Here is a 13,849-nt window from a genome sequence, read left to right on the forward strand (position 1 = left end):
GCTCCTCACAGTCCGTCGATGACGTACGCGCCGGCGGCGCCACCGACGACGAGTTCGTCGTCGGTACGCCACAGTGCGCAGTACAGGGGTTGTTCGAAGGCCAGGGCGATCTCCGCGTCGCCGCCGTGCAGCGGGTTGATCCGGACGGTGTGGTCGTCCGAGACACTGGCGACCCGGGTGCCGTCGGGACTGAGAACGACCTGACCGACCCAGTCGTCGTGCACACCGATGACGTCTCGGTCGAGCAGGACGTCGCCGGTCACCGCCAGGAGCCGGACGTTCCCGTCGTCGCCGCCGGTGACGACGTGCCGCCCGTCCGGGGTGGTGGCGACGCAGAGCGCCGGACCACGGTGGGCGGCCACCCGGGAGCGCAGCTCACCGTCGACCGTGTGCAGACAGATGTCGCCGTTCTCGTGCGCCGACACCAGGTGTTCGCCGTCGGGCAGCAGTCGCGCTTCGTAGACCGCGCCGTACCCGGTGGTGATCCGGCGCAGGCTTTGCAGGCTGCCGTCGGCCCAGCCGAGAAGGTGGATCGCCGCGTCGTGGCACGACGTGACGACCAGGTTCCTGTCGTGCAGGTACTGCACCCGTCGCACGCCTCGGTCGGACAGCCGCACGCGTCGGCCGTCCCACGGGGTGCGCTCGGTGTCGACGTGCAGCAGGTCCCCGTTGTCGAGCCCCGCGAGCAGGGCACCGCCGGCCACCGCGAGCCCGCGCACCCCGCTACCGGCGTCCGCCTGCTCCGTCACCTGACGATCCGGGCCGCCGAGGCAGATCAGGCGGTTCGCGGTGGTGCCCGCGTAGAGGAGGTCGTCCCGGGAATCCGCGCAGACGGCGAAGACCCACTCGTTGCGCCCGTCGTGGCGTACGACCTCGGTGTGATCGGTCAGGTCCCAGAGTCGCACCGTGCCGTCGTCGGAGCCGGAGACGGCCCGGGACGTCCGACGCGTGCTCCGGCAGCACATCACCCAGCTGCGGTGCCCGACCAGGTCCCGCCGCCCGGACACCTGGTCCAACGGCCACAGCGAGAGGAGGTTGTCGTGCGCGCCGGCGGTGAGCACGGCCGACCCGTCGAGGGTGAAGTCGACGTCCCGGACCACGCAGCCGTGCTCGCCGAGGATCACCGCTCCGACATCCGGGCCGTGGGCCGGCCACGTACGCACCGTGCCGTCGTCGGACACCGACGCGATGGTCGCGCCGTCCGGTGCCACCGCGACCCCCCTGACCCGGGCGGTGTGGCCCCGGAACACCTTGCGGGGGCTGGCGTCGACGGCGTCCCACTGCCGGACGGTGCCGTCGTCGGAGGCGGAGACGATCCAGCTGGCGTCGGGTGCGACGGCGACGCTCCGGACCCGGTCGGTGTGCCCCTGGAACGTGTTGAACAGCAGTCCGGTCTTGAGGTCCCAGCGCCGCACGGTGCCGTCGTCCGAGCCGGAGACGATCCAGTTGCCGTCGGGGGAGACGGCCAGCGTGCGGATCTCCCCCTGATGACCGGCGAGGACCGCCACCAACGCGCGGTCCTCGTCGCGGAACAGCCGGATCAGGCCGTCGTCGCTGCCCACCGCGATGCCCTCGGGGATGAAGATGCACGCCCGGGTCCATCCGCCGGGCAGCCGCAGGGTCCACCGGAGCTGAAGGTCCTCGGTGTCCAGGACGGCCACGATGCCCTCGCTCGTGGTGACCAGGACCTCGCTCTCCGCCTCGTTGAGTGAGCAGCCGAGGATGCTGCCGTGCAGCCGTCGCAGGCGATCCCCGTCACCGAGGGCGAGGATCTGCCGGTACCGGGGGCGGTCCTCGGTGGTCGTCTCGCCGAGGAACGAGCGCAGCGACGCGGTCGCGGAGGCACGGTCGCGCAGGTGCCGCATGCTCGCGGTCAGCCGGGTCACCCGCGCGGTCCGGGTGTCGCTGGCGTCGTCCACCAGCGCCAGGTCGGCCAGGACGGCGCCCACTCCCGCGGCCACCACCTTGGCTCCGACATATTCCGGGTCGCTGACGACGCTGGCCAGCCTGGCGGGGGAGAGGAAGGCGCGTAGGTGCCAGACCAGGTTGTCGCGCAGGTAGGTGTGGGATTCGACGGCGTCGGCCAGCTTCATCCGGTCGTAGTCGTCGCTGTCCAGGGCGAGGCCGGCGAGGCTGGTGATGAAGTCGCGGTGCAGCGTCGCCTGCTCGGTCGGCCCCAGGTCGTAGCGAAGGTGGTCGAGGAGGATGTCGTGCACGTTGACCAGGTAGTCGTCCCCCTCGTAGCGCAGGCTGGAGACGAGCGAGCGGCTTCGGTACTGGTCGACGATGGTGAACGCCTCGTGCAGGGGCACGTTCCAGACGTGGGCGAGCACGCGAAGCGGCACGTCCTGGTCGCTGCGGAACAGGGCCAGGTGTTGCAGCCGCCTGGCGTGGTGGGGCGGCAGCCGTTCGATGCTCCAGTTCAGCAGGGACCGGGCGGTGGGTCCGCCGGCGGAGCCGACGACGGACTCGACGAGCCCGTCGATGTCGGCGGCGCCGGCCACCCGTACCAGCAGGTCGTGTACGGCATCCTCGGGCGGCCGACCGGCGTGGATCTCCTGCCGTAGCTGGCCGCCGACCAGGTCGAGCAGGAACGGCCTGGACCTGGTCACCGCGCTGACCCGGGTGCAGTCCAGCTCGTCCAGCTCAGGCGCGGACGCCTTGAGCATCCGCGCGCCGAGTTCGGTCGTCGGGCCGGTCAGCGCGTGCTGTTCCACGTCGCCGCCGAGCGTGGTCCCGTCCCGGGTGGTGACGAGCACCGAGGCGACGGTGGCGACGAACCGCAGGATCTCCGGCCACTCCTGCTGCCAGGTGTCGTCGAACACGAGCAGGCAGGGTTGTTCGCCGAGCCGTCCGGCGAGGAACTGCGCGGCGAGCACCGGGTTGGTGACCTCCGGTCGGACCCCGGACGCCAGGAAGGTGATCTCGTTGAGCCGTTGCGCGAGGTCGGGCGCGGCGAGGTCCCGCCCGATGCTCATCCAGTAGACGTTCGCCCCGAAGGCGTCGGCGAGCCGGGGGTCACGGATGACCTGTTGCGCCAGCGCCGTCTTGCCGTACCCGGAGGGGCCGACGAACGCCACCAGGCCGTGCGCCCTGAGGCGTGCGACGGTGGCGTCGAGAACCGTGGGGTAGAGGACGATCGGCGACGGAGGTTTGGGGCCGGGCAGCCGCAGGCGCGGGGCGGCCGGGAGCGGTTCGGCCTCCTGCGCCGCGGCTCGGGCCCGCCGGTAGAGGCGCAAACCCCGGTTGACCTCGTCCGTCCCGCCGCCGAGGGCGGTCACCAGCGACCGGAGCTGGTCCTCGTCCACCGGGAGTGCGCCGTGGGAGCCGCGGAGCAGGTTGCTCACCCGGGTACGGGACGACAGGCGCATCAGGGTCGCGATGGTGGCCAGGCTCTTCGTGCCGTTGGCCTCGTGGACCGCGTCGAGGTGTTCCAACAGCTGCCGGTGCGGCCCGGCCGCCGGCCAGGCCGAACGGTCGATGCGCTTTCCGATGGGCATGAACCTCTCCCTGGCTGACGTTGGCGTCCACCACCCGCTGAGCGGTGCGCCGCCCACCCCTGCGCTGTCGCCGTCACACCGGCTGTCTTGCCTGCTCAGCCCTGTCGCCCGGGGTGCCCGGTCGGTTCGGCACTGGCGGGTACAGCCGCACCAACCGTGGTCGCCCGATGCTCATGGCACGAGGAGCTGGCCAGCTCAGCAGATCCTAGGGAGAGGGAGTCGAGGGTGGACAGGTTGTGCTTCTACCTGAGCGTCGCGGCGGACGCGGCGAGTCTGCTGGCTGGGCTGGTGGTGCTGGTGAGCGAGGTGCGCGACCGGTGGCGTCGGGACGACCGGCCGGGGCGGTGATCATCAGGTCGTTCCGGGATCGGTGGGTGACCGGGTGACCGGTTGACCGGGGGATGGGGACGGGGTTCCGTCGGGTGGCCTGCTGGCGCCCGCCGGGAGCCCGTCCCCGTCGTTGGTGCGGGCGTGGCGGGCGGCAGCCCGGATGATGTCCGGCAACTCCGGTGGCACGTCCAGGGTGGCGACGTCGTCGACCAACACCCAGGCGTAACCGCTCAGCTCGCTGTTCTGCGGGATTGGTGTCCCGCCCAGCGACCGACACACGTAGACCATGTCGACCTGCCGCCGCACCCGCGTCGCCTCCGTGGTGTCGAAGGCCAACATGAGGAACGGCGCCGCGAGCACCTTGACGGCGGTGTGACACACCGGGGGGCCGTCCACGAGGGCGATCTCGATGCCCAGCTCCTCGCGGATCTCGCGACGCAGGCCGTCCACCGGATCCTCGTCGGGTTCGAGGTGACCGCCGGGGTACATCCATCGGCCGAGCCGACGGTGGCGCACCAGCAGAACGCGGTCGGCGTCGAGGATCACCGCGGAGACGGAGAACTGGTGGATCAAGTCCGACCTCCCCGACTGTCGTCGACGTAGCGCACATCGTACGGCAGCCGACGCCTCCGCAGCTGCCCCGAACGTCCGTCCGCCCTTACGTCCTGTCAATGCGCTGTCGGGTCTGCGCTACACAGTGGCAGTTGTCCATGCCAGCCGGCGGTGGGAGCGTGCGGTATCCACGAACGCCGCTGAAGGGTTGCCACGATGACCGACGACCTGCTGGCCCGGCACCGGGCCGTGCTCCCGTCCTGGATGCCGTTGTACTACGCCGACCCGATCGAGTTGGTGTCCGGTTCGGGACGCCGGGTCACCGACGCGCAGGGGCGCAGCTACCTGGACTTCTTCGGCGGCGTCCTGACCAACATGATCGGGTACGACATTCCGGAGATCCGGGAGGCCGTCGAGCGGCAACTCGCCACCGGCGTCGTGCACAGCTCGACGCTCTACCTGATCCGTCAACAGGTGGAGCTGGCCGAGAAGGTCGCCCAGCGCTCCGGCATCCCGGACGCCCGGGTGTTCTTCACCAACTCCGGCACCGAGGCGAACGAGGCGGCGCTGCTGGTCGCCACCAACCACCGCCGATCGCACCAGATCCTGGCCGTGCGCAACAGCTACCACGGCCGGTCGTACGCGGCGATGGGTGTCACCGGCAACCGCAACTGGTCGGCCAGCGGCCTCAACCCGCTCCAGGTGGCCTGGCTGCACTCGGGTGACCGGGTGCGCGGCCTGCTGGCCCGACTCACCGCCGACGAGCAGGTCGACGCGGCGGTGGAGGACCTGCGCGAGGTCCTCGCGACCCAGACCGCCGGTGACGTGGCCGCGCTGATCGCCGAGCCGATCCAGGGGGTGGGCGGTTTCGTGCACCCGCCGGACGGGCTCTTCGCCGGCTGGAAAAAGGTCCTCGACGAGCACGGCATCCTGTTCATCGCCGACGAGGTGCAGACCGGTTGGGGGCGGACCGGGGAGCACTTCTGGGGTTACCAGGCGCACGGCGTCACCCCGGACCTGCTCACCTTCGCCAAGGGCATCGGCAACGGGTTCGCCCTGGCCGGGGTGGTCGGCCGCGCCGAGGTGCTGGAGTCGGTGTCGGCCATCAGCTTCTCCACCTTCGGCGGCAACCCGATCTCCACGGCGGCCGGCAACGCGGTGCTCGACTACCTGATCGAGCACGACCTCCAGGCCAACGCGGCCCGCGTCGGCGCGATCCTCGCCGACGGCCTGCGGTCCACCGTGGGCGGGCTCGACTGCGTCGCCGAGGTACGCGGCAAGGGGCTGATGCTCGGCGTCGAGTTCGTCCGACCGGGCACCAGTGAGCCGGATCCGGGGTTGACCAACCAGGTCTTCGAGGCGTGCCGGGCCGGTGGCCTGCTCACCGGCAAGGGCGGGCTGCACGGCAACGTGCTGCGGATGGGCCCACCGTTGACGCTGACCGAGGAGGAGGCCCGGGAGGGCCTGGCGATCCTCGTCGACGCGATCCGCGCGGCGGCGGGGGTGGCGGCATGAGCATCGGTCACTTCGTGGACGGCAAGCGGGTCGGTGGCACGTCGGAGCGGCGTGGTGACGTGTTCGACCCGGCGACCGGTCGCCGTACCGCCGAGGTCGAGCTGGCCTCGACCGCGGACGTCGACGTCGCGGTGCAGGCCGCGGCCCGCGCCGCGCGGGTCTGGCGGGACGCGTCGCTGGCGCGTCGGTCGGCGGTGTTGTTCGCCTTCCGGGAGTTGGTGCACGCCCGTCGGGACCGGCTCGCCGAGGTGATCACCGCCGAGCACGGCAAGGTGCTCGCCGACGCCGCCGGCGAGGTGCAGCGCGGCCTGGAGGTCATCGAGTACGCCTGCGGCCTGCCGTCGGCGCTGCGCGGCGCGTTCAGCGAGAACGTGTCCACCGAGGTGGACTCGTACACCATCCGGCAGCCACTCGGGGTGGTCGCGGTGATCTCCCCGTTCAACTTCCCGGTGATGGTGCCGCTGTGGTTCGTGCCGGTGGCCGTGGCCTGCGGCAACGCGGTAGTGCTCAAGCCGAGTGAGAAGGACCCGAGCGCGGCGCTGCTGCTGGCCGAGTGGTTCGCCGAGGCGGGCCTGCCCGACGGGGTGCTCAACGTGGTCAACGGCGACTCCGAGGCGGTCGACGCGTTGCTGGAGCACCCGGAGGTGCGGGCCGTGTCGTTCGTCGGCTCCACCCCGATCGCCCGGTACGTCTACCAGCGGGGAACCGCCGCCGGTAAGCGGGTGCAGGCGCTCGGCGGGGCGAAGAACCACATGGTGGTGCTGCCCGACGCCGACCTCGACCTGGCCGCCGACGCGGCGGTCAACGCCGGGTTCGGCTCGGCGGGGGAGCGGTGCATGGCCATCTCCGTCCTGGTGGCGGTCGAGCCGGTGGCGGACGCGCTGGTCGAGCGGATCGCCGCGCGGGTGACCGGGCTGCGGACCGGTGACGGGCGGCGGGGCTGCGACATGGGCCCGCTGGTCACCGCCGCGCACGCGGCGAAGGTGCGCTCCTACGTGGATGCCGGTGTCGCCGCCGGCGCGGTGCCGGTGGTGGACGGGCGGGACGTGACGCCGGACGGCGACCCGCACGGCTTCTGGCTCGGCCCGACGCTGTTCGACCGGGTCACCCCGGACATGTCGATCTACACGGACGAGATTTTCGGGCCGGTGTTGAGCGTGGTCCGGGTCGGCTCGTACGACGAGGCGGTGGAGCTGGTCAACGCCAGCCCGTACGGCAACGGCACGGCGATCTTCACCAACGACGGCGGTGCGGCCCGGCGCTACCAACACGAGGTGGAGGTGGGCATGGTCGGGATCAATGTGCCCATCCCGGTGCCGATGGCGTACCACTCGTTCGGCGGCTGGAAGTCGTCGCTCTTCGGTGACCTGCACGCGCACGGCGAGGACGGGGTGCGCTTCTTCACCCGCGGCAAGGTCGTCACCAGCCGCTGGTTGGATCCCCGGCACGGCGGGGTCAACCTCGGGTTCCCCACCCAGACCTGAGCGGTCGCGGCACGCCCCGCCCCGGCCCGGTGCCGGGGCGGGCGTGCCGACCGGGATAACGGTTCGACCCTCAGGACTTGAAGTCCGGGCCCGGCTGTCGTAGAAATTCTTCAGTAACAGCGCGTGAACTGAAGAGAATCAACGAGCCTCGCGCGGCGGACGCCTTCCCCCGCACCCCGGCGACCCGCCCGACCCGACCCGAGGAGAACCCATGAACAGGCGTGACATCCTGCGGCGCAGCGCCGCCGCCGGCCTCCTGGCCACCCCCGCCGCCGGCCTGCTGTCCGGCTGCGCCACCGGCGGTGGCGCAGACAAGAACGACGCCGACACCTACCGGGGCACCAAGAGCGAGCAGAACCCGCTCGGTGTGAAGGAGGACGCCCCACTCGAGGTGGTGATCTTCAGCGGCGGGTTCGGCGAGGAGTACGCCAAGGCCCACGAGGCCATGTACACCGAGAAGTACCCGAAGGCGAAGATCGACCATTCCTCCACCCAGGAGATCAGCAAGACCCTCCAGCCGCGCTTCGTCGACGGCTCCCCGCCGGACGTGGTCAACAACTCCGGCACCGGCCAGATCGACTTCAACGGCCTGGTCAGCCAGAACGCCCTCGCCGACCTCGGTGAGCTGCTCGCCGCCCCGAGCCTCGACGTGCCCGGCAAGACGGTCAAGGACACCCTGCTGCCCGGCGCGGTGGAGATCGGCTCGTACGACGGCACGTTCCTGGTGCTGAACTACACCTACACCGCCTACGGCATCTGGTACTCCAACAAGCTGTTCACCGAGCGCAACTGGGAGTACGCGAAGACCTGGGACCAGCACATCGCGCTCTGCAAGCAGATCAAGGCCGCCGGCATCGCCCCCTGGACGTACGCCGGCCTGCACCCGCGCTACATGAGCTGGCCGCTGATCTCCACCGCGATCAAGCTCGGCGGGCCGTCGGTGGCCCTCGCGCTCGACAACCTGGAGCCGAACGCCTGGAAGTCCGACTCGATGCGGGCCGCCGCCGACGCCTGGCACCAGATCGTCAAGGACAAGTACATCCTGGACGGCTCGCCCGGCCTGGACCACAAGCAGTCGCAGACCGCGTGGTGCCAGGGCAAGGCCGCCTTCATCTCCTGCGGCTCCTGGCTGGAGAGCGAGCAGAAGGACGTCACCCCGGCCGGGTTCAACATGACCATCGCGCCGACGCCGAGCCTGGGCAGCGGCGACAAGCTGCCGTTCGAGGCGATCCGGGGCACCGCCGGCGAACCGTTCATGGTGCCGGCCAAGGCCCGAAACGTCGCCGGCGGCCTGGAGTACTTCCGGACCATGCTCTCCAAGCGGGGCGCCCAGGACTTCACGAAGAAGGTCGCCAGCCTCACCGTGGTCGCCGGCGCCACCGAGGGCGTCGAGCTGCCGTACGGGCTGACCACCGTGGTCAAGGCACTCGACGCGTCCGGCGCCAACGGCTTCAACTGGGTCTACAACAACTACTACCGCAAGTTGGAGCGCAACCTCGTCGACGCCGCCTGCGGCGAGTTCTTCAGCGGCCGGATCGGCCCCGCGGAGTTCCTGCAACAGTGCCAGAAGGGCGCCGACTCGATCGCCCAGGACAGTTCGATCAAGAAGTACAAGCGAGCGGCCTGACCGCCCGGCCGGTGGGGAGTGGTGCGCCCCCCCACCGGCCGTACCCCAACGGAAGGTCCCCTCGTGAAACATGGCAAGTGGCCGCTGATCGTCACGTTCCTGGTGCCGCCGGTGGTGCTGTACGTGTTCTTCGTCGTCTCGCCGTACCTCCAGGCGTTTCAGATCTCCACCACCGACTGGCTCGGCTACTCGGCGGACGCCAACCCGGTCGGCCTCGCGAACTTCACGACCCTGTGGCACGACGACTACGTGTGGAACGCGCTGAAGAACAACGCGATCCTGCTGGCCCTGGTGCCGGTGCTGACCATCGTGCTCGGGCTCTTCTTCGCCACCATGCTCGCCATGGGTGGGCGCAAGGGCCGCGCCGGTGTGACCGGGGTACGCGGCGGGGCGCTCTACCGCACGGTCTACTTCTTCCCGCAGGTGCTCTCCGTGGTGATCATCGCGTTGCTCTGGAAGGAGGTGTACCACCCCAACCAGGGACTGCTCACCGGCGCCGTACACGCGGTCGGTCTGCCCGCGCCGACCTGGCTGGGCGATCCCGCGACCGCCTTCTGGTGCGTGCTGGCGGTGATGGTGTGGAGCAACGTCGGCTTCTACGTGGTGCTGTTCGGCGCGGCGATGTCGGCCGTGCCGAAGGAGATCTACGAGGCGGTGCTGCTCGACGGCGCGTCCCGGTTCACCACCCTGCGCCGGGTCACCCTGCCGCTGCTCTGGGACACCGTCCAGGTCGCCTGGGTCTACCTGGCCATCTTCGCCCTGGACGGGTTCATCCTCGTGCAGCTGATGACCAACGGCGGGCCGAACTTCTCCACCGACGTGATCGGCGTACGGATGTACGACACCGCCTTCGGCAGCGAGACCAAGTTCGGCTACGCCTCGGCGATCGGCGTGGTCATGTTCTTCCTGACCCTCTCGGTGGCGGTGCTGTCACTGCGGGTCGGCCGGCGCGAACGGATCGAGTACTCGTGACCACTCTGGACCAGCCCACCGCGACCGTGGTCGTCGGCCGGGACCGCCCGGTGCGCCGGGAACTCGGCGTGGCCAACACCCTCTCGCACGGCTTCCTGCTGCTGTGGGGCCTGCTCACCGTCCTGCCCCTGCTGTGGATGTTCATCAGCTCGTTCAAGACCAACGGTGAGATCCTGTCCGACCCCTGGGGGCTGCCCGGCGCGCTGCACCTGGATAACTGGGCGCGGGCCTGGACGGGCGCGCACATCGGCCGGTACTTCCTCAACAGTCTGGTCGTGGTGACCGGCTCGGTCAGCCTCACCATGCTGATGGGCGCCACCGCCGCGTACGTCTTCGCCCGGTACGAGTTCCGCGGCCGGCAGATCGTCTACTACCTGTTCGTCGGCGGCCTGATGTTCCCGGTCTTCCTCGCCCTGGTGCCGCTGTTCTTCGTGGTCCGCAACGCCGGCCTCTTCAACAGTTGGGCCGGGCTGATCCTCGTGTACGCGGCCTACTCGCTGCCGTTCACGGTGTTCTTCCTGACCGCGTTCTTCCGGACCCTGCCGACGTCGGTGGCGGAGGCCGCCCTGGTCGACGGCTGCGGTCACTTCCGACTCTTCTTCCGGGTGATGCTGCCGATGGCGCGTCCGGGAATGATCAGCGTAGCGATCTTCAACTTTCTGAGCCACTGGAACCAGTTCCTGCTTCCGCAGGTGCTGTTGCAGGGCGACGACTCCAAGTGGATGCTGGCGCAGGGTCTGTTCGCGCTCTCGGTCAGCCAGGGTTACGCCGGTGACTACGCACGGCTCTTCGCCGGGCTGAGCATCGCGGTGCTGCCGGTGCTCGCGATCTACGTGGCCTTCCAGCGTCAGGTGCAGGCCGGCCTGACCGCGGGCCAACTCAAGTAGCGCCTCATCGCCTGACCGACACCGATCACCCCACCCGCAGCCCTCGATCCGGCGCGGCGCGGGGTGGCGCGGCGGTGGGTTACGGGGTGGGGAAGAGTCTGGCGTGCAGGGCGGCCGGGTCGGTCATCTCGGGTAGGCCACGGGCGGCGAGCCAGGCTGCGGCGGCGGCCCCGTCTCCAGCGGTACGCAGTGGCGCGTCCGGCCAGTGGTGGGCGATCTCGGTCCGGACGGCGGCGGCCAGCGGGGTGTCCGCGGTGAGCAGGCCGCCGCCGAGGACGAGCGGTGTCACCGCCCCGGCGGGGCGGATCCGGCTGACGCTCTCGGTCAGGTGTGCGGCGGCCTCGGTGATCAACGCGGTGGCGACCGGGTCGCCGTGGGTGGCGGCGTGGACGACCAGCGGCGCGAGTTGGGCCAGCTCGATGGGGGGTCGACGGGTCACCGCCTGGATGGTGGCGTCGACGGTGTCGCGGGAGCGGGGGGCGATGTCGGCGCTGCCCAGCAGGTCGGTGAGTACCGCCGTGGCCAGGGTGCCGGGGGAGCGTCCCGCGTCCAGGTCGGCGAGCAGCCGGCGTACCGATTCCCGGCCGAGCCAGAAGCCGGAGCCGGCGTCGCCGAGGAGCCAGCCGTGGCCGTCGGCGATCCGGTCGAGTCGTAGGTCGCGGACCTGGGCGGTGATCGCCCCGGTGCCGGCGATGAGGATGGTTCCGTCCGGGGCGGCGGTGCCGGAGGCGTACGCGACCAGGGCGTCGCCGTGTACCTCGTACGGGCAGCGCAGGCCGGCGTCGTGCCAGGCCCGGTCGAAGGCGGCCCGCCCGGCCGGGTCGGCGAGCAGCCGGCCGGCTCCGGCGAGCCCGATGGTGCCGGCGGCCACCCGGGTCGGGTCGACGTCGGTGAGCGCCTGGCGGAGCGCGGTGAGCAGTTCGGCGGCGGCGCGTTCGGCGCCGTGGCTGGTGGGGTTGCCGCCGCCGGCACGGCCGGTGCCGACGCGTTCCCCGGTGAGGGTCAGGGCGGTGGCCCGGGTGGACGTGCCGCCGACGTCGAGGCCGACGACGACGGTGTCGGACATCCGCACGGGGTCTCCTTGCGCTGGCGGTGACGGGGACTGTTCATGCTGGTCGGCGGGGTCGTACGGGGCAAGTTCTGGCGGGCGCGACGGCCTGTGCGCCAGGTAACAGTTTGAAAACTTCGCCCACAGTCTTGACACGGAGGGGCCTTCAGTAAGAACTTTTACCACTAACAGTTAACAGTCTTTTCGGAAAGGCGAGGCGACTCATGGTTGATCACGAGGTGGACACCGCCGCGGGGACCGCGGTGGTCGACGCCCACGTGATCGAGCGCCGGCCCTCGGCCTCCGACGGGGTGCTGGCCCGCGTCCGCAGTGGACTCGACGAGTTGACCGGCGCGCTGCGCCGGGTGGCCGAGCACGTGCTCAGCGACCCGGAGGCCGCCGCCCGCTCCACCATCGTCGAGCTGGCCGAGCGTAGCGGCACCTCACCGGCGACCATCACCCGCTTCTGCCGGGCGATGGGCTTCGAGGGGTACGCCGACCTGCGACTGGGCATCGCCTCCGAGACCGGCCGGGCCCGCTCGGCCGGCTGGACCGTCGACATCGGGCGGGAGATCCAACCGAGCGACCCGCTCGCCCGGGTGCTCGACCAGATCATGGCCGCCGACACCCGGGCCATGCACGACACCGCGACCCTGCTCGACCTCGGCGAGGTGGAGCGGGCGGCGGTGGCGATCGCGGGCGCCAGCCGGGTGAACATCTTCGGCGCCAGCGGCAGCGCGCTGGTCGGCGAGGAGATGCAGTTCAGCCTGCACCGCATCGGGGTGGCGGCGTGGGCGTGGAACGACGTGCACGAGGGGTTGGCCAGCGCCGCGTTGCTGCGAGCGGGAGACGTGGCGCTCGGTATCTCGCACACCGGGCAGACCCGGGAGACGATCGAGATGCTCGCCGAGGCGGGCAGTCGGGGCGCCACCACCCTCGCGCTCACCGGTTTCCCCCGCTCCCCGTTGGCCGAGCTGGCCGACATCGTGCTGCTCACCGCCAGCCAGGCGACCACCTTCCGGCCGGACGCGCTCTCCGCCCGGCACCCCCAACTGGTGGTGCTGGACCTGCTCTACATCGCCGTCGCGCAGCGCACGCACGACCGCGCGCACGCGGCCTTCCGGCGCACCGCGCAGGCCGTCGACGGGCACAAGGCAGCGAAGGGAGCCCTTTCATGATCAGCGCCCAGGGGTACGCGGACGCCGTCCGCCCGGTGCTCGACCGGCTGCTCGACTCGGAGGCCGACGGGATCACCCGGGCCGCCGACCTGATCGCCGACAGCCTGCGCGACGGCGGCGTGCTCCAGGCGTTCGGCGCCGGGCACTCGGAGGCGTTCGCCGCCGAACTGGTCGCCCGGGCCGGCGGATTGGTCCCCACCAACCGGCTGTCGGTGCGGGACCTGGTGATGCACGGTGACGCCCCGCGCGACGTGCTCGCCGACCCCAAGCTGGAACGCGATCCTTCCATCGCCCACCAGATCTACGCGCTCGCGGCACCACAACCGCGCGACGTGTTCGTGGTGGCGTCCCAATCCGGCATCAACGGCTCGGTGGTCGAGCTGGCGGCGCTGGTCACCGAGCGCGGTCACCCGTTGATCGCGGTCACCTCGGTCGAGCACACCGCACGGGTCGCCCCGCGGCACCCGTCCGGGCATCGGCTCGCCGACCTCGCCGACGTCGTGCTGGACAATGGCGCGCCGTACGGCGATGCACTGCTGCCGCTCGAGGGCGGCGGCGCGGTCTGTGCGGTCTCCTCGGTCACCACGGCGCTGCTGGCGCAGCTGTTGACCGCGGAGGTCGTACGACGGTTCCACCAGGCCGGGGAGGTACCCCCTATCTACCTCTCCGCCAACGTCCCCGGCGGGGACGAGCACAACCTCGCCCTCGAGTCGCGGTACGCCGGGCGTCTCCGGCGTACCGCATGACCCGAATTTC

At 71.0% G+C, this 13,849-nt stretch carries 11 protein-coding genes; 8 read left to right on the top strand and 3 right to left on the bottom strand.

Annotated elements, in window-relative coordinates; all coding sequences use genetic code 11:
• Window positions 1-5: 5 nt before the first annotated feature.
• Entirely contained in the window at window positions 6-3,500 is a 3,495-nt protein-coding gene (locus AB0J33_RS05875) for an NB-ARC domain-containing protein (RefSeq protein WP_363610362.1), read from the bottom strand.
• Between the two features lie 225 nt (window positions 3,501-3,725).
• On the opposite strand from AB0J33_RS05875, the gene AB0J33_RS05880 reads away from it, so the two are divergent.
• On the top strand, window positions 3,726-3,848 hold the full coding sequence (locus AB0J33_RS05880; protein WP_363610364.1) for a hypothetical protein: 123 nt from the start codon (window positions 3,726-3,728) through the stop codon (window positions 3,846-3,848).
• A 3-nt stretch (window positions 3,849-3,851) separates the two neighbouring features.
• On the opposite strand, the gene AB0J33_RS05885 is transcribed toward AB0J33_RS05880, so the two are convergent.
• Complete coding sequence (locus tag AB0J33_RS05885; RefSeq protein WP_363610366.1) at window positions 3,852-4,403, bottom strand: NUDIX hydrolase; 552 nt, start codon at window positions 4,401-4,403, stop codon at window positions 3,852-3,854.
• Between the two features lie 195 nt (window positions 4,404-4,598).
• On the opposite strand from AB0J33_RS05885, the gene AB0J33_RS05890 reads away from it, so the two are divergent.
• The 5 genes from AB0J33_RS05890 (at window position 4,599) to AB0J33_RS05910 (ending at window position 10,867) form a co-directional block, all read left to right on the top strand.
• Window positions 4,599-5,897: an aspartate aminotransferase family protein gene (locus AB0J33_RS05890; protein WP_363610368.1), complete on the top strand. Its 1,299-nt coding sequence runs from the start codon at window positions 4,599-4,601 to the stop codon at window positions 5,895-5,897.
• Window positions 5,894-7,381, top strand: coding sequence for a CoA-acylating methylmalonate-semialdehyde dehydrogenase (locus AB0J33_RS05895; RefSeq protein WP_363610370.1), 1,488 nt, complete (start codon window positions 5,894-5,896; stop codon window positions 7,379-7,381). The genes AB0J33_RS05890 and AB0J33_RS05895 overlap by 4 nt, the downstream gene beginning before the upstream one ends.
• Before the next feature lie 211 nt (window positions 7,382-7,592).
• Window positions 7,593-9,008 (top strand): N-acetylglucosamine/diacetylchitobiose ABC transporter substrate-binding protein, encoded by a 1,416-nt coding sequence (gene ngcE, locus AB0J33_RS05900; protein WP_363610372.1) that lies wholly within the window; start codon window positions 7,593-7,595, stop codon window positions 9,006-9,008.
• 63 nt (window positions 9,009-9,071) lie between these two features.
• The gene (locus tag AB0J33_RS05905) at window positions 9,072-9,980 is read left to right on the top strand and encodes a sugar ABC transporter permease (protein WP_363610374.1); all 909 of its coding nucleotides are present in this window, start codon (window positions 9,072-9,074) and stop codon (window positions 9,978-9,980) included.
• Window positions 9,977-10,867, top strand: a complete 891-nt coding sequence (locus AB0J33_RS05910) for a carbohydrate ABC transporter permease (RefSeq protein ID WP_363610376.1) — start codon at window positions 9,977-9,979, stop codon at window positions 10,865-10,867. The genes AB0J33_RS05905 and AB0J33_RS05910 overlap by 4 nt, the downstream gene beginning before the upstream one ends.
• Window positions 10,868-10,946: 79 nt before the next feature.
• On the opposite strand, the gene AB0J33_RS05915 is transcribed toward AB0J33_RS05910, so the two are convergent.
• Window positions 10,947-11,933: a BadF/BadG/BcrA/BcrD ATPase family protein gene (locus AB0J33_RS05915; RefSeq protein WP_363610378.1), complete on the bottom strand. Its 987-nt coding sequence runs from the start codon at window positions 11,931-11,933 to the stop codon at window positions 10,947-10,949.
• A gap of 206 nt (window positions 11,934-12,139) precedes the next feature.
• Between AB0J33_RS05915 and AB0J33_RS05920 the strand changes: the two genes are divergently transcribed.
• Together AB0J33_RS05920 and AB0J33_RS05925 are read left to right on the top strand one after the other, a co-directional pair.
• On the top strand, window positions 12,140-13,093 hold the full coding sequence (locus AB0J33_RS05920; protein ID WP_363610380.1) for a MurR/RpiR family transcriptional regulator: 954 nt from the start codon (window positions 12,140-12,142) through the stop codon (window positions 13,091-13,093).
• Entirely contained in the window at window positions 13,090-13,839 is a 750-nt protein-coding gene (locus tag AB0J33_RS05925) for an SIS domain-containing protein (protein WP_091403970.1), read from the top strand. Before AB0J33_RS05920 ends, AB0J33_RS05925 begins: the two co-directional genes overlap by 4 nt.
• The last annotated feature ends 10 nt before the right edge of the window (window positions 13,840-13,849 follow it).

The sequence above is a fragment of the Micromonospora sp. NPDC049645 genome, from assembly GCF_040675155.1.
GTDB lineage: Bacteria > Actinomycetota > Actinomycetes > Mycobacteriales > Micromonosporaceae > Micromonospora.

Excerpts from the sequence above, each read along its gene's own strand:
- AB0J33_RS05875 (WP_363610362.1), bottom strand. The coding sequence starts at position 3,500 with ATGCCCATCGGAAAGCGCATCGACCGTTCGGCCTGGCCGGCGGCCGGG.
- AB0J33_RS05890 (WP_363610368.1), top strand. The coding sequence starts at position 4,599 with ATGACCGACGACCTGCTGGCCCGGCACCGGGCCGTGCTCCCGTCCTGG.
- AB0J33_RS05895 (WP_363610370.1), top strand. The coding sequence starts at position 5,894 with ATGAGCATCGGTCACTTCGTGGACGGCAAGCGGGTCGGTGGCACGTCG.
- ngcE (WP_363610372.1), top strand. The coding sequence starts at position 7,593 with ATGAACAGGCGTGACATCCTGCGGCGCAGCGCCGCCGCCGGCCTCCTG.
- AB0J33_RS05915 (WP_363610378.1), bottom strand. The coding sequence starts at position 11,933 with ATGTCCGACACCGTCGTCGTCGGCCTCGACGTCGGCGGCACGTCCACC.
- AB0J33_RS05920 (WP_363610380.1), top strand. The coding sequence starts at position 12,140 with ATGGTTGATCACGAGGTGGACACCGCCGCGGGGACCGCGGTGGTCGAC.
- AB0J33_RS05925 (WP_091403970.1), top strand. The coding sequence starts at position 13,090 with ATGATCAGCGCCCAGGGGTACGCGGACGCCGTCCGCCCGGTGCTCGAC.